Consider the following 22,418-nt stretch of genomic DNA (forward strand, 5'->3'; position numbering starts at 1 on the left):
AAAGCAATAAGTGTAACTGCGAAATATAATATATTAATTTTGATATTGCTTAACAAATATTATGAAAGCATTTAAATGTATGAGGAAATGATACTTTTAAAAATTATTAGAAGTCATAATAAATAGTATCTTTTACGACGACTATGTGAACCAGTCAAAGAATTGTCCGAACATAAAAAACTACTTCTTTAGAAAAGAATCTTGACCGAGACATATTCCAAGTTTGAATGAAGTCATAAAAACCCACAGCTTATAAAAGAGGTAACGATAATTCAATAATGATTCTTAAGACCCTTATTTTTTATATTTTTTTATAAAAATAAAATAAATATAGTTATATTTTCGTGCTAATGTTAATATAAAGTGGTAGATAATACCTGATCGTGGAAAGGAGAGGATTTTATAATATAAACAGATATAGAAATCGGAATTGTGCCCGCCTCAGCCTTCAGCCTTAAAACCTTGTCCTTCAGCCTCTACTTAGATCATTCCATAAACAGCATCTTCTATGAGAGAGAATTTATTTCTTAAATGTAAGAAAAATGTTAAGAAAAAAATCTACTAGAAGGGGAATAGAATATTATGAAGAATATATTTGCCTTTTCATTATCTTTGATTATTTTATTTAGTTTTGTAGCTCCTTCCTTTGCAAGTATAGAAGTTAGCAACGAGACATCGAAACAACAAGCAGTAAACGAACATGCCTATTCTTTTAATGAACTAGAAATAATAAGTAATACAATTTTAACGGAGCAAGAGATTGAAAATCTATATAATGAAGTTATGAGTATTAATTCACTAAACTCTGGTGGTATAACTGCATATGGACCTATTTCAGGTGGCTCAACAAAAACTGAAATAGCTCCTATTTATAGAACCTACAAAAATACCGGTGTAAATGAAGCCAAAAATCTAATTTTTGCATATATGATGAAAAAGATTCCTAAAAAATTGACAGATAGTGTATTCGCTAATTGGCTTTTTGTAAAGTTAAATAGCTGGTCCAAAATTAGTCCAACTTATGTGGGTTCTTGGGTATCAAGTTCATATAGCACTGCAGAAAAGAAAAGAAATTATCATGCGACAGTGGTTCATTACGGCAAAAGTAATTACACATCACCTAAATCAGTTCAATATTTCCAATGCAATTACTGGTTTGGGAAATAATAAATCGAGGAAATGGGGAATAAGATGAATTTGAAAATATTATTGAGAATAGGTATCTTTTTATTATTTTCTTTTCTTATGATTTTTGATTATTTCCCTCATCTCGTTCTCAAAGACATTCCTAAAACTGCATTGACAATTGGAATGGTCTCATTAGCGGTTGTCTATATTGTCATTAATCGAAAGACTGAAAAAGATTGTGAAAATTCATTAATTGGAGAAGCAGTATTTATTTTTTATATGTTGGTGCTAATAGGAGTATTAACGGTAATGGGCGGAAAATCTACTGTAGGAATCTCTTTGAATAATCCTATGTTGTGGTTTGTTTTATTATTAACAATCGTTGATATGACCGTAAGATATAGGAAAATGAATGCTTAGGGAACGCTAGACTTATGAAATTGGGGAATTTCCGGACGAAAAAACAGTCAGTTTCATTTCCCTAGTTTTCCAACGTTTTTTCTAGTTCCTGGATTATATGTAAAGTTTTTGGTGAAGTGATCCAATGTTTCAATGCCGTATTTATTAATTCTTTCCTCATTGGCTCTATTTTTTTATGTAGCAGTCCCATAATGTTCAATGAAAATCCCCTCAAAACCTAACTGGATCAATACTTGGACGTCCTTTCTCTGAATACATATCTTTCACTAAATCATAAATGAAAGAGAAATCAATGGAAGTCTCCACTTTACGAACTCAATGGTTTGCCTGCACCAGTGGGTCTAAAGTAATCATTTCAAGTTGATCTCGCTGAATAGAATCATGTTTAGAAAGCAAACTCATCATCTCAAGTTTTAATAGATCTATTTTAAAACAAAAATGACTGTTGGCAAAAGGAGTATCCAAATTTTTTTAACATAGTTGACTGGAACGGAAGGTGCGAGACTCCTGCGGGAATAACGAGTCCATGGGAGACCCCACAGGCGCAAGTGCGCCGAGGGCGGACCGCCCGCGGAAAGCGAGTGCCCTACGTTCCAATCAACGTCCAAATTTCTACAGTCTGAGGCATCCATTCATTTTGGATGCTTTTTAATTAGGAAGAGTGATGATGTTAACAATTATCTAATGATTTAGCGGATATTACATAAAAATTAGTCACGAGTCCAAGAAAAGTATAAGAGGTAAGAGAAATATGCTGCAAAACTGCACCGTGACAATTAAAAATAATCTCAAATAATTCCGAGTGATGGTTTCTGCAGTTGTAATGATCCCATGAAGTATTAGTAGAAAAATCAAATTAGGTTTCATTCCTGTTTTTAGACATAATCTAAATCATTTTCTTTTTCATTTCGCAAGTAAATTCAACAGTCTATCCAGTTCCTGGCTTTTATGTAATGTTTTTGGGGCAGTAAATCCATATATCAATCCGGTGGTTATTAATTCTTTCCTCAACATTTCAATTTTTTCATGTAATTCTTCCATACTCTCCAATGCAGAATCCCTCAAGTACTTTCTTTTTTAGTTTTGAAACTATTATTACATAAATTAGGATGTTTTTAAATGAAAGGTGAGTATTTACTTATGAAATATTGTTAAGTATTTATTAGTCCGATTTTGGAAAAAAATGAGGATTCCTATACTTCCTTCGAATCTAAGGGTTTCTACAACGATGAAATTACAGCCAATTAATGGCGATCTTTTTTTATTCTACTATTTCACCCGCTTCTTTGCGCTTATATATACAGATTGGAAGTTATAAATTTTTAAAAGTTTTTTGTAAAAATAGCCCATGGAAGTCATTTGTAACGATTAAATAAATGATTCGTTAAGAGAACTAGGATGAAAGACTGTCGTTATATGTAAAAGTTTGTAGGTCTATGTAAATGCATGGGCGAATCAAAACTCTTTTTGCATTCAATGGGTACCATAAGTCCTGACTAAAAATTCCTAATTGGGAATTTTTTGATTTACACATCTTCATACACCATTAAAAATGGCCTTCTATACTTGAACCAGATTCAAATAATAGGAGGGAAAGATCAATGAATAATGATAGAGCGATGGATGAATTAATTAAGAATTGGAGCGAATTAGGTAAGAATATGGACCGCCGGAACTTTATCCAGGGAGCAAGTAAGCTTGCTGGACTATCATTAGGTCTTGCCCTTGCCCAATCAATGGGCGGGATTGAAGTGAATGCTGCCCCGAAATTCAGTGATTATCCATTTACTCTCGGTGTAGCTTCAGGTGATCCGCTCTCGGATAGTGTAGTTTTATGGACAAGGTTGGCACCTGATCCGTTGAATGGCGGAGGAATGCCAAAAGAAGCCATTTCCGTTAAATGGGAAGTGGCAAAGGATGAGAATTTCAGAAAGATTGTCCAGCAAGGCAAGGAAATAGCCAGGCCGGAACTTGGCCACTCCGTTCATGTGGAAGTAAGCGGGTTAAAACCGGATAAGGTCTATTTTTACCGTTTTAAAAGCGGCGGGGAAGTAAGTCAGACTGGGAAAACGAAAACACTTCCGCCAATAGGTTCAAGTGTTTCGAGCTTGTCATTCGCGTTTGTTTCATGCCAGCAATTTGAGCATGGTTATTATACGGCCTATAAACATTTGGCAAAAGAAGATCTGGATATTGTCTTCCACCTTGGCGATTATATATATGAATATGGACCAAATGAATATGTTTCCTCTACAGGTAATGTCCGTGTACATAGTGGTCCGGAGATCATTACACTTGAAGATTATCGGAATAGATACGCACAATACCGCTCTGATACCCATTTAAAAGCGGCACACGCAGCTTTCCCATGGGTCGTGACTTGGGATGACCATGAAGTTGAAAACAATTATGCAAATGTCATCCCGGAAAAAGGACAATCGGTAGAAGCTTTCATCAAGAGAAGGGCCGCCGCTTATCAGGCTTACTATGAGCATATGCCCCTTCGTAAATCATCTTTGCCTAAGGGAGCGGATATGCGCTTATACCGAAATTTCACATATGGCGACCTGGCCTCTTTCTTTGTATTGGATTCACGTCAATACCGGGATGATCAGGCAAACGGTGATGGAAGTTCACCGCAAACGCCTGAGTCACTTGATCCGAAACGGACATTACTAGGTCCAGAGCAGGAACAGTGGCTAACTGACAATCTATCAAAATCAAAAACGAAGTGGAATGTTCTGCCTCAGCAGATTTTCTTTGCACAACGGAATTATGGAACACCAACCGCTCCAAAATTCAGCATGGATTCCTGGGATGGTTACCCGGCTGCACGAGATCGCTTAATTGATGTAATCAAAAGAAACAACATGGAAAATCTGGTCGTGTTGACCGGTGATGTACATGCAAGCTGGGCCGCCAATTTAAAGGCGGATTTCGATGATCCAAATTCAAAGATTTTCGGTGTGGAGTTTGTCGGCACTTCGATCACATCTGGTGGAAATGGTGCGGATAAGCGTGCGGACACGGATAAAATACTAAGCCAGAATCCGCATATAAAGTTCTTTAATGATTACAGGGGATATGTCCGATGCAAAGTAACACCAGAACAATGGAAGGCGGATTACCGTGTAGTCCCATTCGTGACAGAACCAGGTGCGGATATATCGACAAGAGCATCCTTTGTTTTTGATAAGGATCAAACAGGGCTGCGAAAGGTTGCATCAGCAGCGGTTAAGGAAGGTGTACAAAAAACGAACGAAGTCGAGGAAGATCGGACACGTGCCCATAATCGCGCACACGAAAAACAAAGAATGAAAAAGCAGGGGAAAGTGACTAATTGATAGGGAACCTTATGATGCATGACAAAAAATAGCAAAGAAAAATGAGAAGATCAAAGGAGTGAGTAAGAATGCTTTCAAATATAGGAATACCCGGTTTGGTGATCGTCCTCGTGATTGCACTGATTATTTTTGGACCGTCCAAGCTGCCGGAAATAGGCCGTGCATTTGGCCGGACATTGTCCGAATTCAAAAGTGCAACCAAAGGATTGGTGAATGATACAGAAAAAGAAGATGAAAACGAGAATAAAGCCGCATTGAGGGCTGTTAAAAAAGAGGGATGAATTTAATGGGTTAGAGCGGGCGGAAAGACTCGCCTGCTCCTTTTCATGAGAAGGGTTCGAGGGGAAGAGCTATTTGCAGCAAATAATATGTCTAAAAAGGAGGAGTGAAAGTGGAGGGGAAGGATTTACACGTTATTGAACATATGGAGGAACTCCGAAGCAGAATCATTAAAACACTGATAGGTTTTCTGGCTTTTTTCATAGTGAGTTTCATATTCGTACAGGATATTTATGAACTGCTCATTAAGGATTTGGAAGGAAAGCTTGCCGTGCTCGGTCCAAGTGAGATCCTGTGGGTTTACATGATTATCGCTGCGGTTTGTGCAATAGCTGCAACGATTCCGCTAGCAGCCTATCAGTTATGGCGCTTTGTGGCTCCAGCGCTGAAACCGGAAGAGAGAAGAGTTACATTTCGGTTCATACCCGGGCTCTTCATTCTATTCATCACCGGTATCTCATTTGGATATTTTGTGTTGTTTCCAATAGTGCTGGGTTTCCTCACTTCCCTATCGGCCGGGCAGTTCGAGATGATGTTCACAGCTGAAAAGTATTTCCGGTTCATGATTAATTTGATCTTACCTTTCGGGATTTTATTCGAGATGCCGCTTGTGGTCATGTTCCTGACCAGATTAGGCATCATCAATCCAACAGTGTTGAAAAAGTCACGTAAGATTTCTTATTTCATCCTGGTTGTCATCTCGATCCTGATTACGCCTCCTGATATAATTTCGGACATTTTGGTTATCGTCCCTTTGCTTGTGCTTTATGAAGTGAGTGTACAGCTGTCCAATATGGTTTACCGAAAAAGGCTAATGAAAGATGAGGCAGCCTTGCCTGTAACATGAAATGGCTGATCCACTACCTAAGAAACATTTCTTGGGAAATAGTTATTGAACACTAAAAAGTTGAGGAGCATATCCCTCAACTTTTTTTATTGCAGAATAATACTTTTGGAAATGATTAGGGGTCATGCTGGATGACATCTTCGAACTAAGTCTGTTGAAGCGAGTATACGATGTGATTATGAAAGGGGGGATTATGTTTTACTCTGTAAAAGCCTTCTCCTTGTCCTGCCTTGGGGAATTCAAATCAAATCATTCATGTAAATCAAAGGTTTTGTAAAGCGTTTAAAGGTATTCATAAGGTACATAAGTTGTACAGAAATACTGTAGTGCCTTAATGATTATGTAGTAAAAAGGAACATCTTCAAGTTTCAATGGGGATGTTTTATTTTATTTTTTAGAAGGAGAGAGGATTCTGGTTAGCGAATTATTGTATTCACTTGAACAGCTAAATGCATTCTGCGTATAATCATTCCAAACTATCGAAAGCGAAAAGGATCGAATAAAAGGTGAATGTGCATCTATCGTTCAAGTATAAATATATATTTAGGGGGGAAAAAACATTATCAAAATATCGAACAGGATGGTGAGAGTTTATGAAGGATTTATTGAAAATTATTGCAGGAAACATTTCCATGACCTTTGCCTATGCTTATTTAATCGTTCCCAATGAAATTATTAATGGCGGGGTAACTAGCTCGGCATTATTATTGAATGCATTATGGGGTTATAACATTGCCATGCTCGCCAATTTCGTTACAGGATTACTGTTAATCATTTGTTTAGTTTTTCTAGGGAAAGAGTACTTTTTTAAGTCGATCGTAAGTTCCCTTAGCTACATGGTTTTTTTTAATTTTTTTTATTCATTGAACGTAAATTTTGATATGAATATCGTTTTAGTGATTTTCATTTCGTCGATTTTAATAGCGATAGGATATTATTTATGTATAACAGCAAATGCCTCCACTGTTGGCTTTGACGTGATCGCCTTAATTTTACATCACAAAAATGAAAAAATAGATATTGCAGTGACAATAAGGATTATTAATCTTATCGTACTGGTATTGGGCCTTCTTGTTTACGGTTATGCATCGATTGTTAAGGGAATAGCTTTTACATTGTTTTTTTCATACCTTTTAAAGAAAATGCTGGATAGGAAGCAGAAGGCAGTAAAGTCAGCAACTGAAAGTGTATTGGATGAAACCCCAAGGGTTACAGAAGTAAAATAAATAAAATTGCAGACTTAAAGGAGACCGTTTGTTTTACTTGAAAACTTTCATTTTGTTATCTAAATATTCTGATTTTTAAATTGACTTTAAAAAAATCAGAGTGTATTATACACATAGAAAGTGGTACTAACATCATGACGTAGTGATGTTAGATCCGCTTTGGATTTCAAAATAGCCTTAAGGAAGGAGGACTAGTGATATAGAATCTTAAGTTCATAGCGTCTTACCCTGTGTTGTTTGTAAATGCCACGTTTCCAAGTTCCCACTATCTTTGTGAAAGTGTAAAGGACAGGCAGCTTAAAAGCCTGTTTTTACATTCAAGTAGCGATTATCTTAGTGATTCCCCAAAATATTGAAAGTTGGTGGAGGGTATGAAACATCAACAGGAAGAACTGAAACCAGGTCTGAAACAAAGGCATTTAACGATGATATCTTTGAGTGGTGTCATAGGCGCTGGTTTATTCGTAGGAAGTGGTATCATTATTGGTCAAACGGGCCCCGGGGCGATATTATCATATGTTTTGGCAGGCTTGATCGTTGTTTTAGTCATGAGGATGCTTGGGGAAATGGCCACAGTGAATCCCAATACTGGATCTTTTGCCGTTTATGCAAGAGAGGGGATAGGTGAATGGGCCGGTTTTACAACAGGTTGGTTATATTGGTTCTTTTGGGTTATCGTAATTGCTTTGGAAGCAACGGCTGGAGCAGCAATCATACACAGCTGGCTTCCTTCCGTTCCCGTCTGGGTCATAAGTCTATCATTGATCATCCTATTGAAAATGACGAATATTTTTTCCGTAAAATCGTTTGGTGAGTTCGAATACTGGTTTTCAATCATTAAGATAATCAGTATCATACTATTTTTGTGCCTTGGTGTGGCAGTGATATTAGGGTTTATCCCAACGATAAAACCACCTGGCGTTTCCAATCTTTTGAATTTTGGCGGTTTTATTCCAAATGGGCTAAGTTCTGTCCTTGTTGGCGTCGCAATTGTTTTTCATGCATTTGTTGGAGTGGAGATTCCAGCGATTGCCGCGGGTGAAACCAGTGATCCGGTTAAATCAGTTAGAAGTGCATTGAATAGTGTGGTTTGGCGAATCCTGATTTTCTATATTGGGTCCATCGCCATACTAGTGACGCTATTACCATGGAATTCGGCTTCTTTGCTGAAAAGTCCATTTGTTGCCGTACTTGAAATGCTGGGAATCCCTTCTGCTGCCCTGATCATGAATATAGTGATTCTCATTGCATTGCTTTCCTGTTTGAATTCGGGATTATATACGAGTTCACGAATGTTATTTTCACTTGCACAAAAGGGTGACGCCCCAAAGATATTTTCTAAAGTGAGCAAGAACGGCGTACCAATATTTGCTGTAGTCGGCTCTACTTTATTCGCCTTTATCAGCACCATTTTCAGTTATGTTTCACCTGATAAAATCTTTTTCTTTTTAGTGAATTCCTCGGGCGGAGTCGGAATTCTTGTTTATCTGGCCATTGCGGTTTCCCATCTCCGATTAAGGAAGAGAATGGAGAAAGAAAATCCCGGAATTTTTAAGATCAAGATGTGGTTATTCCCGTATTTGACTTATGCAACCATAATTTCCATGATTTCCGTATTAATATTAATGGCCTTTATCGATTCGCAGCGTCCACAGTTCATCTTTACCATGCTATTTAGCTTGATCGTTATTTGTTCATTCTTTTTCATTCGGCGAAAAAAAGCGAAGTATATGGAGAATGAATTAAATATTGTTTCTGGTTCCCCTAATTCTGAAAAGTTATAGCTTTGGCTCTGAACCATTGGCTTAATTTAAGGTTACTTCTATGGAATTCCTCAGACAAAATTCTTCAATCACTAATCAGCTAGAATATGATTTCCCATTGAAAAAGAGAGTTGTGCCAATAAGTGCTTGGTGCCATCTGTCTTTTAAATCATGAAGGAGGGATTATGTTGAATGGTTTTCGTGTAATAACTTATGGGGTTGTCCTTGGAGTCATATTGCTGTCAGGCTGCAATAATTCAGAAAAACCAGACGAGGTTCAACAAGAAAAAAGTCCAGTCATGAATGAAAATCCGGATGCAAATACGGGTGAAACCAAAAATGAAGAGCTTATTAAAAAAGGTGTCGGCGATGTGATTCAATCCATAAAAGGATTGGAAACAGAAATAAGTACAGAGGCGGATACAAAGAAAATTCAAGAAATGGGAAAGGAAATCAGTTCTGTTTGGGATTCGATAGAAAAGCAAGTGGAAGATGAATACCCAAATTGGTATGAAAGGATCGAGAAAAACCTTTACCCATTAATTGGGGAGTCAGGGAATCCGGAAAAGGACCTTGAAAAGATTAAACGACTCTCTGTAGCTACTAAAAAAGATCTACAGTTATTTTTGGAAGAAGTGAATTGAATTCTCTTCATACCCGGATTTAGCACGTTTGGTGATTTTGGAGGAGGTAAGATGAGGAGGGAGCATAGATTGCAAAGGGCAAAAGAATGCAAAGAGGTTCAGGCAGTGATATTCGATTGGGCAGGAACGACGGTAGATTATGGTTGTTTTGCGCCGGTCCAAGCATTTGTTGAGATATTCAGGATAAGGGGGATAGATATTACCATTAAGGAAGCAAGGGAACCTATGGGTTTATTGAAAATGGATCATATTATGGAACTACTGAAAATGAAACGAATTTCTAATTCATGGATTGCTAAATTCGGGAAAGAACCGGACGAAAGAGATCTAAATTCATTATATAAGGACTTTGAGGCTTTGCTTTTTAAGGTTCTAAAGGATAACGCCAAGCCAATACCCGGCGTAATTGAATTAGTCGGCCGTTTAAGGCAGCAAGGAATAAAAATCGGTTCGACAACAGGGTATACTCGTGAAATGATTGATGTTGTTAAAGAAGAGGCGAAAAAATGGGGCTATCAACCCGATTCCATCGTTGCGTCTACCGAAGTGCCAACAGGAAGGCCCGCCCCTTGGATGTGCTTTAAGACGGCGATGAATCTCCAAGTGTATCCACTCAGCAAAATCGTTAAAGTGGGAGATACGATCAGTGATATCAAAGAAGGCATTTCTGCGGGAATGTGGACTGTTGCCGTATTGAAAGGCGGCAGTGAAATCGGACTTTCAGAAGCAGAAATCAATGAAATGGAACCTTATGATCTGCAAAAACGGATGAAAAATGCAGAAAACCGCTTTTTGAATGCAGGTGCCGATTTCGTAATTGATGAAATAGGTGATTTATTGGAGATCATCGATAGGATCAACTACAGATTGACAGAAAAAAAGGATATATTTATTGGTTAAAAAAGAGTCAAATACATGAGTTAGTGACAATGATGGTCGGAGGTTTAAATTAATTCAAAATATTCAAATTATTTATTGACTGTTATGCCTAATGGTAGTATTATACATCTTATAACTGGTACGGACGTCACTACGTCATTATCAGAAATAAATATAAATTAAGGAGAATGTGCTATGGTCGAAACAAAAATGTTAAGAGGTACGAAAGTTAAAATGACACCAAGTGAAGCCATCGTTGAGACATTAGTGGCCGAGGGAGTTAAACATATCTCGGGAATTCTGGGATCTGCTTTCATGGATATGCTTGATTTATTGCCAACTGCCGGCATTCGTTTCATTGGTGTCCGCCATGAACAAAGTGCAGCACATATGGAAGATGCCTATTGTCGTGTCTCTGGTGTTGCAGGAGTTGTCATCGGGCAAAACGGACCAGGAATGACGAATATGGTCACCTCTGTTGCAGCGGCCAATCAAGCTCATACTCCAATGGTGGTCATATCACCCTCAGCTGGTACACCTACAGTTGGATGGGATGGTTTCCAGGAATGCGATCAGGTTTCCATCTTCAAGGCAATCACGAAAGAAACGGTTAGAGTGACACACCCAGGCCGGGTCGCTGATTGCCTTAGGACAGCATTTCGGATTGCCTATGCCGAGAGGGGACCGGTTTTATTCGATATCCCGCGTGATTACTTCTATGGCGAAGTGGAGGATCAAATACTTCAGCCACATCAATATCGCGTAGATGAAAGGGGCTGCGGATCTTCTGCATCCTTGGATAGAGCGGCAGAAATTTTAGCAGAAGCTGAGTATCCGGTCATCATTTCTGGTAGGGGAACGGTTGATTCCGATGGCATTGAGGAAATTAAGAATATTGCAGAATATTTAACAGCTCCGGTAGCTGTCTCCTATATGCATAATGATGCATTTCCTGCTGATCATCCATTGTCAGTCGGCCCAATCGGTTACATGGGTTCAAAGGCTGCCATGAATACACTTAAGAAAGCGGACGTCATATTGGCGGTAGGCACAAGATTATCGGTATTTGGAACGCTGCCATGCTATGACATTGATTATTTCCCTAAAGATGCGCAAATCATCCAAATAGATATTAACCCAAGGCAAATAGCGAGGACGCACCCTGTGGAAGTCGGGATCATCGGGGATGCCCGCGAAGCGAGTCGTGAAATCTTGAAACGGTTGAAGGCTAGTAAACCAAACCTAAAACAAGAAAAAGAGCGGATAGTAGAAGTTACGAATGAAAAACAAAAATGGGAAGAAGAATTGGTGAAACTTGCGATGATCGATGGGACCCCGATCAATCCGCGTCGAGCCCTATTGGAATTGACTAAAGTGTTGCCTGAAAATGCCATCGTTACTACAGATATCGGTAATGTATCTTCAACTGCAAACGCTTACTTAAAATTCAATCAGGGACGCAGGCATATCGCTGCGCTAACATTCGGGAATACGGGATTTGCTTACCCATCCGCACTGGGTGCCAAATTAGCTGAGCCGAATACGCCTGTTTTAGCCATTGTTGGAGATGGCGCGTGGGGCATGAGCTTACATGAAGTGAGTACGGCCGTTGAAGAAAACATACCGGTCATAGCATGTGTCTTCAATAATAATGCATGGTGCGCAGAGAAAAAGAATCAAGTCGATTTTTATAATAACCGTTTTGTAGGGGCGGATATCCAAAATCCTGATTTTGCAGAAGTCGCCCGATCAATGGGTGCTGTAGGTATTAGGGTGGAAAAAGCTGACGAGTTAGGCTCTGTCATTGAAAAAGCAATAAAATCAAACAAACCGACTGTCATTGATATACAAGTGGATGGAACACAATTGGCTCCGCCATTTAGAAAAGATGCATTAAAAATGCCTACTAGATTATTAGAAAAATATTCTCATTTAGATTATAAAAACTGGGATAAATAAGAGTGTGAAAAAGGTGATAGGACAGCTGCGGTGACTTGGTGAACTATTTGGGTCATCGCACCATCACCAATTCGCTTTAAAAGGTCTGTAACAGCATGGGAACTTAACTTAATGCATTCAATGAAAAATAAGGGGGTTTCAATGGTGAAGATGGAAACTGAAACGAAAGACCTTGTTCAAATGGATAAAGATCATTTATGGCATGCGATGCATCGCTATAATGAGAAGGATGCTCCCATGATGGCTACAGAAGGATCCGGCTCATGGTTCACAGATACTAAAGGGGATAAATATTTAGATGGTGTTTCCGGTTTATGGTGCTTGAACCTTGGTCACGGACGAAAAGAGATTGCCCAGGCAGCCTATGAACAAATGATTAACTTATCTTACTTCCCTTTAACGTTAAGTCATAAGCCGGCAATCGAATTATCTGCAAAAATAAGTGAACATTTAAAGGGCTCTTATACAACTTTTTTTACGAACAGCGGCTCTGAGGCGAATGAGACAGCTTTTAAAATAGCCAGGCAATATCATTCCCAAAATGGCAAGCAGGGTAAATACAAGTTCATCTCAAGGTATAGAGCTTATCATGGCAATACTTTTGGCGCGCTAAGCGCAACTGCACAGGCTAATCGGAGAGTGAAATATGATCCGGCCGTTCCAGGTTTCCTGCATGTGCCGCCACCGTACAGTTATCGAAGCCCGTTTGGGGAAAACGTTGAAAACTCCGATTTGCTTGCAGCTGAATATATCGATCAGGTCATTAACTTTGAAGGAGCTGAGACGGTAGCGGGTGTAATCCTTGAACCAATCATCTCTGGTGGCGGGGTCCTTATTCCTTCAAAAGAATACTTAACGAGGGTTTCGGAAATTTGTAAGAAGCATGATGTTCTATTGATTGTGGATGAAGTGGTTTCAGGTTTTGGAAGAACCGGAAAAATGTTTGGGTTCATGCACTCAGATGGGGTTCAACCGGATATTGTTACGATGGCAAAGGGTTTGACCAGCGGTTATCTTCCACTTGGAGCAACGGCAGTGAATTCCAGGATTTATGAGAAATTCAAAGAGAACGGAAATTTAAATCATTTCAGACATGTGTCAACTTATGGAGGCCATCCTGCATCTTGCGCAGTTGCGCTAAAGAACATTGAAATCTTGGAAAATGAAAACATCGTTCAACGAGTATCTGAACTTAGTGAATCGACACTAAATGAGCTCTTTGAATTGACAGCCCTGGATAAAGTAGGGGAAGTTCGAGGAGTTGGTTTTTTATATGGTATCGAATTAGTGGAAGATAAAAAGGCAAAAACGCCTGTTTCCGATGAGTTCATGGGTAAAATAATCGGGGCATGCAAGGAAAAGGGTCTTATCATCGGCCGTAATGGTGATACGGTTCCTGGATATGGTAATGTACTCATCATCGCACCGCCTTTATCTTCGACCGTTGAAGATTTACGCTTTGTCATAGAAACGGTTAAATCCGTTTTATGTGAATTATGCTAACCAAAAAGATGATGAGCTTTAGGGTGCTATCTATTATATAGAAGAATATGAAGATGGGCATGATATGTCTAGCCGATTTGACATCCATGTCCATTTTTTCATATTGGGTCTAACCGTGTGGGAAAACTGGAGAAACCGAAGTAGGAGGAAATATGCAATCACAACAAAGGTTATTGGTGGTTCTAGCACATCCCGATGATGAGTCATTCCTGTGTGGCGGAACCATTGCTAAAATGTCCGAGCAAGGTGTTCAGATAACTTTACTATGTGCGACAAAAGGCGAAATGGGCAGACGCATGGGAAATCCCATTCTTACAACAAGGGAGACATTGCCAGAACTAAGGGTAGAGGAGTTAAAAAGAGCTTGTGAAGAATTGGGGATCAGTGACCTGCGATTTTTAAACATAAGGGATAAAACGATTGAATTTGAAAGCTTCGATTTATTGGCGACGAGAATCGTAAAGGTGATTCGTGAAGTTCAACCGGAGGCACTAGTTACATTCCATGAGAAATACGGGGGGCATCCAGATCATTGTGCGATTGGCCGTGCTGCAGCATTCGCTTTCTTAAAATCCGGTGATCCCGATTTTTATCCAGATCCAGTATTTCCAGCTTTTAAGGTTCATAGTCTGTACTTTGTCCTTTGGCATGCTTTTTATGATGAATGGTTAAAGGAAAACGGGCTGAGCAGTATCACAGAAGTGAATATAGCAGGGACTTTACAGAAAAAGATCCGTGCCTTAAGGTCACATCGTTCCCAGACTTTAGCGGTTCCTGAATTGTGGGGGAATCAAAATCCAAGTTTGCCTTTTTTAAAGGAATCCGAGTATTTTATCAAAGGGGATTCACTTCCTAATATAGAAGAAAACGATTTTTTTCAAACGATTGAAAGGATGGGATGATACGTAATTTGGGGTATAGTTTTATCTGGAAAGGGGGAAGGATGTATGGAATTAGAAAAATATGAGCCACTGGAAGAAACACCTCAGGTGCAGCAAAAACCACTTCAAAATAAGGTGCTTTTGTGGCTAAGCGGTATCGCTTTCACCTTTTTTATTGCCCTTTTAGGCTTGGGGCTGTCCAAGATTTCAGGTTTCAATCGAATCGGTCCTCTTGCATGCTCTATCATCATTGCCGTGATTTATCGTCAAATTGCGGGATATCCAGAAAAGTTCCGGACGGGAATTGAATTTTCCGCTAAAAAACTTTTGCGTTTTGCCATTATTTTATACGGGTTGAAGTTAAATATCGATGTGATTTTCAATCAGGGACTGCCATTGTTGGTACGGGACATTGGGACAGTAACATTTGCCATAGTCGTGATGGTTTTGATTGCAAAGTGGATTAAGGCAGACGCCTCCATTTCCCTCCTTCTTGCTGTAGGAACCGGAATATGCGGTGCAGCAGCCATCGCGGCAATATCACCAATCGTGAAAGCGAAAGAAGAGGATACAGCCATAGGCGTCGGGATAATTGCTTTAATGGGAACACTTTTCTCCATTGCTTATACACTTTTACGTCCGATCCTTCCGCTATCTGCTTTGGATTATGGAATTTGGTCTGGGATCAGTCTACATGAAATCGCCCATGTTGCTCTGGCAGGAGCACCGGCTGGTGAAGATGCGCTAGCGATTGCACTCCTCGCAAAATTGGGCCGTGTCTTTTTACTTATCCCTTTATGTTTCATTTTTATGTATTGGATGAAAAAACGCACATCCGGGAAAATGGGCCATGATGCCAAAATTGATTTTCCTTGGTTCCTCGTCGGTTTTATAATCATGAGTTTAATAGGAAGTTATGTGTTCGGAAGATATATTACGGTGTCTCCTCTCGTAATGGATGGCATTTCCAAAACTACTACATTTATATTGACTATGGCCATGATTGGTCTGGGACTGAATGTAAGCCTGCAGGCACTGCGAACAAAAGCCATGCGTCCCCTTTTAGCCATGACCATTACCTCTTTGCTGCTTTCCATAATATCGTACTTTATCGTTTAATATATAAGCTTTCATTGTGTCCAATTAAATTTGCCTGAAACGTGATGAAGGTTGCATATAGGATAAGCCCTGAATACTTAGAGCTATTCAGGTTTTTTTATTCACTCGAAGAAAACCGGTATATGAACGCTGAAAATTCAACATAATCCTAATTTAAGGAACAAATTGAACACCGGCATGTTTGAATATTATAACTATTTGGTTTACAATATAAGAACTGATACGAACATTACGATGTCTTTTTCTGTTTGGAGGAAATTTTATGGAGCTAGACTTTAAAAATCCAATCCCTTTACATGCTCAATTGAAAACCATATTGGAAAATCAGATTTTGGAAGGTTATTATAAAGACAAAATCCCGAGTGAAAGGGAACTGATGGATATGTATTCTGTCAGCAGGAGCACTGTACGGGAAGCCGTATCCATCCTGGTTCGTGAGGGAATATTGGAAAAGAGGCATGGGAAGGGAACGTTCGTTTCCCTTAAACCTGTACAAGAATGGCTTAAGATGATAAGTTTTACGGAAACCACTAAAAGTATGGGGATTAAACTACTAGATCATGGCCGTGTAATGACACCTGAAAATATAGCTGATGCAAATGGGTTTGAGGATGAATCTTACCATATTAAAAGGCTGCGGTTACAGGGTGATGTCCCAATAGCCATTGAATTGCATTATTATTCTTTGGACCTAGGGAAAAAATTGACGAAATTCGATTTAAGTACAACCGTATTGTATGATGCACTTGAAGGAGAATTAAACATTGACTTTTGTGAAGCGGAACAAATCATAACCTGCGGCTTTCCAACAAAAGAAGATGCAGAACATTTAGGTATAGCCGAAACGATGTGCTTGCTGATTACAGAACGAATGATTTTTGATTCTGATGGTAACTTAGTAGAATATTATAAAGGGTTATTCCGATCGGATATGTACTCATTCGCAATGAAAATGTCTCGGAAGAATTGAATTTCACATGAAAAGACCTAAGCCTTTCTAAGAAGCAGAGAGGCTTAGGTCTTTTAGGTTCAAAAATCATTGAGTTAGTTCGGTTTATCTAAGAAATTATATTTAAAATGAAAAAATAGGCATGTTTTAATATAATCTATTGTTTTAATTAACTGATATACCCTTTTTCAAGATCTAGTATACCTAAGCTTGCCCAATGTTTTCAGGTGTTTGGTTTTGGAGGGCTTGCCATCCTCCAATTTAGCCGAAATAAGCCCAAGTACCACTCCAAGCAACGCACCTGCTCCCACTTCCACAGGCTGATGCCCGAGCAGTTCATTCAATTCCTTCTCACGCTCCACAAACTCAAAGCTCGGAAACTCTCCGGAAAATTTCGCCATATTATCTTCAAGATCATTCACTAGCTTGGCAATTTCGCCTGTATGGCGCCGAATCCCCTGAGCATCATACATCACAATCACGCCAAACACTGTCGCAAGCGCTGTTTCCGTATGCAGCCAGCCTTTATTCGCTGCCACATAGGATGCCAGAGCGGACACACCGGCCGAGTGCGAACTAGGCATGCCACCAGTGGTGAAAGCCTGCTTCAAGTCCCACTTTCCGGTCAGCTTATAATGCGTTAAAATTTTCAGCCCTTGCGCAATGCCGATCGCCGACAGCGCCGTTAAAATTCCCCGATTCATCTTTTCCATGAGCAACTCCTCCGCTCCAGACCAGTCCAACCCAATCCAGGATTTTTTCTTCCCTCTTTTGATACCCCAATAATAATTTTTATATGCAGCAGGTTCCATGATTATCGGCATTTAATAGCAGCCTGCTTAATGGATCAAAACAACACTTTTTTCTGTGTCCGTGTTCAATTGAAGCTAAATTTCCTAGCGGTTCTGGCTTGTTTTTTACGGAAAGGTCACCACTTAATAATAATATTTATAGGATGGATCATTTAAGGAAAATATATAACGGAAGATTATTAACATGGTGTTAAGGTGGCAATGGAATGAACAAGATCAAGGATATGAATCCAAAAGAGTTAAAAAAGATCATGACGGTAACCGAGAGAATGTCTTTCACAAAAAACTTCAGGTCCGCTACTGCTGAAGAATGGTTCGTTTTCATTCCCGGCTTTAATGATCCAGTTACCGGGGGAGCTGCTGGAAAGGCTATCGTTCACTACAACCTATATGGAAACAAAGATATGTTCATTAACACAACGGTCATACTGGATGATCCTGTTCTATTTGAGGAAGAAAATTTTCAGCTGGTTTACTCTATTTGTGATGAACTTATAAATCGTCTAGTGGGTTACGCCGATACTTTACTGTCAGTACACGCAGGTTCAAATTCTTATAATGCTGAGTACAAACGATAATGTTCCTAAGTAACAAGGAGGAAAAACACGTGCAACATAATCTTGTTCAGTCAATAATCGAACAATCAGTCATGCTTACAAATGAAGCAGATTGGGATAAGCTCGTTCAACAAGTTAATAATTCAAAATTTGTTTTGCTTGGTGAGGCATCACATGGGACATCCGAGTTTTACACGGCCCGAGTTGAAATAACAAAAAAGCTGATTCAAGAAAAAAGGTTCACCTTTGTAGCCGTTGAAGGCGATTGGCCCGCATGCCAGGCAATAAATAGGTATGTTAAAGGCTATGACCTAGTGACTAAATCCGCAAAGGATGTGCTAAAAAGTTTTGACCGCTGGCCGACCTGGATGTGGGCAAACGAGGAAATGATCGACCTGATTGAATGGATGAAGGAATACAATCAGTCTGGACAAAATCAAACGAAAGTTGGATTTTATGGGATAGATATCTATAGTCTTTGGGAATCCATGGATGAAGTCATCCATTACTTAAAACAAATTGATTCACCTGACCTCGAGGCTGCCAGACAGGCATTCACCTGTTTTGAGCCATTCAATCGGAATAATGAGGAGTACGCAGTTTCCGCAGGCATCTTTTCAGAAGACTGTATAGAGGAGGTAGCCAAATTACTGACAACAATTCAACGAAAAAAAGAAAAATACCCTCATCATGAAGAATTGAATTTGAACCTTCAAGTGAATGCATTGGTAGCGTATAATGCAGAAAATTATTACAGGACAATGGTCGTTCATGATGATAAATCATGGAATATTCGAGATATGCATATGGTGGATGCACTTAATGAAATTATGGATTTTTACGGTTCTGAAGGCAAGGCGATTGTATGGGAACATAATACCCATGTTGGAGATGCCAGCGCTACAGATATGAGAGATTCCGGGATGATTAACGTCGGCCAAATCATTCGTGAACAAAACCCAATGGAAGATGTATTTATCACAGGTTTCGGAACCTACAGGGGAACTGTTATTGCAGCAGATGAATGGGGCAGGGATTTTGAAATAAAAACAGTACCCCCGGCAATGAATGGAAGTTGGGAGGAGGCTATGCACCTTTCAGGCGCATATGATAAGTTGCTCATTTTCACCGATGAAAATCGTCAGCTATTCCAAGACAGAATCGGACATCGAGCTATCGGGGTTGTATACCGGCCGGAATATGAACAATACGGAAACTATGTACCTTCTGTAATGTCAGAAAGATATGATGCTTTTATTTTCATTGATGAAACTAAGGCCCTTCGCCCGCTTGTGCATGAAGTAGCACCCGTTATGTAATATAAAGACGAAGCCCTTTATAACAATTCAAGTTATAAAGGGCTTGTTCGTGCCTTTCCTAATGCTGCCTTTTATTTTAAGCCTTATGAAAAGCGATCATTAAAGCAGTTAGTGGACCCAATAATTCTGTTCTTTGCAGTTGAAAATATCATGATAGCTCTGATTGGGTAGTTAAAGAACGACCTGGGTTAATCGTAGGAGCCCCATCAAAGGTTAATTTTTACTCACATTTAACACACTTATTCGTAAACTAATTCCTTTATCATTAAAAGGTGTGGACCGCCATCTTCCATAAAGACATCGGATGAAGTCCGATAGCCGAGTTTTTTATAAAAACCCTCTGCCTGTGTTTGCCCATGTAATTTAACCTGAGTAATACCCTTTTCTTTTGCAATTTCTTCCAACATTTTAATTATTATTTTACCAAGACCAAATTTACGGTATGGCTCCAAGATGCAAATTCTCTCCAATTTACCTAAACCATCAACAACTCTTAACCTTCCAGTTCCGACTGGTTTTTCATTATAATTGACTAATATGTGCTCAGATAAAGCATCAAGTGTATCAAATTCATCAAATTCAATTTCTAATGGGAAACCTTGTTCCTCCACAAATACTTCTTTTCTGATATGAAAGGCTATTTTTAAATCATTTTCAGTCGTTATTCTCTTTGAATCCAATGTTCTTCATCCCTTTTCTAGATTTATTTAAAAAGACAAGTCATAATACATGTATATCTTTCTTAGTATAAATGAAATCATTTTTGTTGTAAATACAACAAAAAAGTCAGGGGCTTTTTGAATGAAGGAAATACTCCGTGAAATTGGCATGATAGCAAGGGCATTGGATTCTATAAGTAATATCGAATTTAAAGAATTTGACCTTACTAAAGGGCAGTATTTGTATCTTGTTCGAATATGTGAAAACCCAGGAATCATTCAGGAAAAGTTAGCAGAAATGATAAAGGTTGACCGAACGACAGCAGCTCGTGCCATTAAAAAACTTGAAATACAAGGTTTTATTGAAAAGAAAAATGATGAGGAAAACAAAAAAATTAAAAAGTTATATGCAACCGATAAAGGTGAAAAGGTCTATCCCTTTTTGAAAAAAGAAGGAGAGTATACCGACAAGGTTGCGTTATCCGGATTTTCTTTGGAAGAAACGGAAACGATGCATCAACTTCTTCAAAGGGTGAGAAAAAATATTGAGGTAGATTGGGAATTTGTGAAAAAGGGAAATAAAAGGGGGTATTGATTCAGCTTATATGTTATCCCTGATTTAAGGATGACTTATTGGAGTAAGCATCAATGGAATGATTGTGGATAAGACTTTTATAAAAAGAGGCTCGATTCCGATTGGAAATTGAGCCTCTTTCTTATTATCCAGCTGCATTTTAAGTAAACTGACCATTGTTAAGATCTTCGTAGAACTCCGCTCCTCAATTGTGTCTTCTTAATTCAACAGAACTATCTCTTTAACAAAGTGAAATTAACTTGAAAATGTGAGATGAAAAGTGGTAGGATAATATTGCATTGAGTTAGTACCAGGTAATAATACTAGATGATAACGCATTTTAGGGTGTTGAATGGCAAGCATGCATACATAAAAGAGCTTTTTCTTCCTTGGATACATAACAGAATTTCAGTTTGCGAGACAAACAAACAGCTAATAAGAAAGGTTAGTAATTTCGTGATACAGAGATCTATTTTTAAATTGGGTGCCAGCATGAGGAAAACATTCTGGTTTTAACAGGGAAAAGTTTTAATTATTAGGAGGGATGATGACATATGGTTGAAAACCGCCATCTACAGGCAGGTCTGAGTGATGAGCAGGTGCTTGAGATGTATAGAATAATGTTGTTGGCAAGACGAATAGATGAACGGATGTGGCTGTTGAATAGATCAGGAAAAATTCCTTTTGTCGTTTCATGTCAAGGGCAAGAAGCCGCGCAAGTGGGTGCTGCATTTGCATTGAATCGTGAAAAGGATTATGTCCTTCCCTATTATCGGGATCTCGGGGTAGTGCTTGCGTTTGGGATGACCGCCAGGGATTTAATGTTATCCAGTTTTGCAAAAGCAGAAGATCCAAATTCAGGCGGGCGTCAAATGCCTGGGCATTTTGGGCAAAAAAAGAATCGCATCGTGACGGGATCTTCGCCAGTTACCACTCAAGTGCCACATGCAGTGGGGATTGCCCTCGCTGCAAAAATGGAAGGTAAAGATATTGTTTCGTTCGTTACATTCGGAGAGGGTTCATCAAACCAAGGTGATTTCCATGAAGGTGCGAATTTCGCAGGTGTACATAAACTTCCGGTCATCTTGATGTGCGAAAATAATCAATATGCCATTTCCATCCCGATTGAAAAGCAATTGGCATGCGGGAAAGTGTCGGACCGGGCCATTGGTTATGGCATGCCAGGGGTGACGGTTGATGGAAATGACCCGATCGAAGTATACCGGGTGGTGAAAGAAGCGGCCGAGAGAGGAAGGCGTGGTGAAGGACCAAGCTTAATCGAAACGGTTTCCTACAGGCTTACACCACACTCAAGCGATGATGATGATAGTCAATACAGATCGCCTGATGAAGTATCGGAGGCAAAAAAATTGGATTCGATCATTACTTTCGGTGCCTATTTAAAAGCAGTAGGAATCATGGATGATCAAATGGAGAAACAATTGAACGAGGAAATAATGGAAGTTGTGAACGAAGCGACGGATTATGCGGAAAATGCTCCATTTGCAAATGAAGACACGCTCTCAAAATACGTATACGCAGAAAGGTAAGGAGGA

At 39.2% G+C, this 22,418-nt stretch carries 21 protein-coding genes and 1 pseudogene; 18 read left to right on the top strand and 4 right to left on the bottom strand.

The annotated features are described in order from the left end of the window. Positions 1-582: 582 nt before the first annotated feature. Positions 583-1,167 carry a hypothetical protein gene (locus tag ACIQYG_RS19000; RefSeq protein WP_402840979.1) on the top strand — a complete coding sequence of 195 codons (585 nt, stop codon included), beginning with the start codon at positions 583-585 and terminating at the stop codon, positions 1,165-1,167. Positions 1,168-1,191: 24 nt separating this feature from the next. Further along, positions 1,192-1,548: a hypothetical protein gene (locus ACIQYG_RS19005; RefSeq protein ID WP_402840981.1), complete on the top strand. Its 357-nt coding sequence runs from the start codon at positions 1,192-1,194 to the stop codon at positions 1,546-1,548. Positions 1,549-1,767: 219 nt separating this feature from the next. On the opposite strand, the pseudogene ACIQYG_RS19010 reads toward ACIQYG_RS19005, so the two are convergent. Next, positions 1,768-1,950, bottom strand: a pseudogene (locus ACIQYG_RS19010) (transposase); the annotation flags it as partial. A gap of 501 nt (positions 1,951-2,451) precedes the next feature. After that, entirely contained in the window at positions 2,452-2,589 is a 138-nt protein-coding gene (locus ACIQYG_RS19015) for an aspartyl-phosphate phosphatase Spo0E family protein (RefSeq protein ID WP_402841160.1), read from the bottom strand. Between the two features lie 560 nt (positions 2,590-3,149). Between ACIQYG_RS19015 and ACIQYG_RS19020 the strand changes: the two genes are divergently transcribed. From ACIQYG_RS19020 to ACIQYG_RS19075, 12 genes are all read left to right on the top strand, one after another. Continuing rightward, entirely contained in the window at positions 3,150-4,892 is a 1,743-nt protein-coding gene (locus ACIQYG_RS19020) for an alkaline phosphatase D family protein (protein ID WP_402840983.1), read from the top strand. Positions 4,893-4,960: 68 nt separating this feature from the next. Next, on the top strand, positions 4,961-5,173 hold the full coding sequence (locus ACIQYG_RS19025; protein WP_096338675.1) for a twin-arginine translocase TatA/TatE family subunit: 213 nt from the start codon (positions 4,961-4,963) through the stop codon (positions 5,171-5,173). 143 nt (positions 5,174-5,316) lie between these two features. Continuing rightward, the gene (tatC, locus tag ACIQYG_RS19030) at positions 5,317-6,018 is read left to right on the top strand and encodes a twin-arginine translocase subunit TatC (RefSeq protein WP_402841163.1); all 702 of its coding nucleotides are present in this window, start codon (positions 5,317-5,319) and stop codon (positions 6,016-6,018) included. A 593-nt stretch (positions 6,019-6,611) separates the two neighbouring features. Next, entirely contained in the window at positions 6,612-7,244 is a 633-nt protein-coding gene (locus tag ACIQYG_RS19035) for a YitT family protein (protein WP_402840987.1), read from the top strand. Positions 7,245-7,615: 371 nt separating this feature from the next. Beyond that, positions 7,616-9,028, top strand: coding sequence for an amino acid permease (locus ACIQYG_RS19040; protein WP_402840989.1), 1,413 nt, complete (start codon positions 7,616-7,618; stop codon positions 9,026-9,028). A 164-nt stretch (positions 9,029-9,192) separates the two neighbouring features. Then, positions 9,193-9,651, top strand: a complete 459-nt coding sequence (locus tag ACIQYG_RS19045; RefSeq protein WP_402840991.1) for a hypothetical protein — start codon at positions 9,193-9,195, stop codon at positions 9,649-9,651. A gap of 69 nt (positions 9,652-9,720) precedes the next feature. Continuing rightward, a complete protein-coding gene (gene phnX, locus ACIQYG_RS19050; protein WP_402840993.1) occupies positions 9,721-10,551 on the top strand; it encodes a phosphonoacetaldehyde hydrolase in 831 nt (276 codons plus the stop codon). A 174-nt stretch (positions 10,552-10,725) separates the two neighbouring features. Further along, on the top strand, positions 10,726-12,489 hold the full coding sequence (xsc, locus tag ACIQYG_RS19055) for a sulfoacetaldehyde acetyltransferase (RefSeq protein ID WP_402840995.1): 1,764 nt from the start codon (positions 10,726-10,728) through the stop codon (positions 12,487-12,489). Between the two features lie 141 nt (positions 12,490-12,630). Beyond that, positions 12,631-13,992: an aminotransferase gene (locus ACIQYG_RS19060; protein WP_402840998.1), complete on the top strand. Its 1,362-nt coding sequence runs from the start codon at positions 12,631-12,633 to the stop codon at positions 13,990-13,992. Between the two features lie 152 nt (positions 13,993-14,144). Next, positions 14,145-14,894 (top strand): PIG-L family deacetylase, encoded by a 750-nt coding sequence (locus ACIQYG_RS19065; protein WP_402841000.1) that lies wholly within the window; start codon positions 14,145-14,147, stop codon positions 14,892-14,894. Between the two features lie 45 nt (positions 14,895-14,939). Next, positions 14,940-15,992 (top strand): YeiH family protein, encoded by a 1,053-nt coding sequence (locus tag ACIQYG_RS19070; RefSeq protein WP_402841003.1) that lies wholly within the window; start codon positions 14,940-14,942, stop codon positions 15,990-15,992. Positions 15,993-16,254: 262 nt separating this feature from the next. Next, on the top strand, positions 16,255-16,962 hold the full coding sequence (locus ACIQYG_RS19075; RefSeq protein WP_034312712.1) for a GntR family transcriptional regulator: 708 nt from the start codon (positions 16,255-16,257) through the stop codon (positions 16,960-16,962). Between the two features lie 167 nt (positions 16,963-17,129). Here the strand turns inward: ACIQYG_RS19075 and ACIQYG_RS19080 are convergent, their stop codons facing one another. Then, on the bottom strand, positions 17,130-17,654 hold the full coding sequence (locus ACIQYG_RS19080; protein WP_402841166.1) for a divergent PAP2 family protein: 525 nt from the start codon (positions 17,652-17,654) through the stop codon (positions 17,130-17,132). 323 nt (positions 17,655-17,977) lie between these two features. On the opposite strand from ACIQYG_RS19080, the gene ACIQYG_RS19085 reads away from it, so the two are divergent. Both ACIQYG_RS19085 and ACIQYG_RS19090 read left to right on the top strand, forming a co-directional pair. Continuing rightward, positions 17,978-18,331, top strand: a complete 354-nt coding sequence (locus ACIQYG_RS19085; RefSeq protein ID WP_402841169.1) for a hypothetical protein — start codon at positions 17,978-17,980, stop codon at positions 18,329-18,331. 29 nt (positions 18,332-18,360) lie between these two features. Further along, positions 18,361-19,629, top strand: a complete 1,269-nt coding sequence (locus ACIQYG_RS19090) for an erythromycin esterase family protein (protein WP_402841005.1) — start codon at positions 18,361-18,363, stop codon at positions 19,627-19,629. 239 nt (positions 19,630-19,868) lie between these two features. On the opposite strand, the gene ACIQYG_RS19095 is transcribed toward ACIQYG_RS19090, so the two are convergent. After that, the gene (locus tag ACIQYG_RS19095; protein WP_402841008.1) at positions 19,869-20,309 is read right to left on the bottom strand and encodes a GNAT family N-acetyltransferase; all 441 of its coding nucleotides are present in this window, start codon (positions 20,307-20,309) and stop codon (positions 19,869-19,871) included. Positions 20,310-20,430: 121 nt separating this feature from the next. Here ACIQYG_RS19095 and ACIQYG_RS19100 point away from each other — a divergent pair, with 121 nt between their 5' ends. Together ACIQYG_RS19100 and ACIQYG_RS19105 are read left to right on the top strand one after the other, a co-directional pair. After that, entirely contained in the window at positions 20,431-20,883 is a 453-nt protein-coding gene (locus tag ACIQYG_RS19100; protein ID WP_402841011.1) for a MarR family winged helix-turn-helix transcriptional regulator, read from the top strand. Positions 20,884-21,416: 533 nt separating this feature from the next. Further along, positions 21,417-22,412: a thiamine pyrophosphate-dependent dehydrogenase E1 component subunit alpha gene (locus ACIQYG_RS19105; protein ID WP_402841014.1), complete on the top strand. Its 996-nt coding sequence runs from the start codon at positions 21,417-21,419 to the stop codon at positions 22,410-22,412. The last annotated feature ends 6 nt before the right edge of the window (positions 22,413-22,418 follow it).

The sequence above is a fragment of the Peribacillus sp. NPDC096622 genome (genome assembly GCF_044762665.1).
Classification (GTDB): Bacteria; Bacillota; Bacilli; order Bacillales; family DSM-1321; genus Peribacillus; species Peribacillus frigoritolerans_B.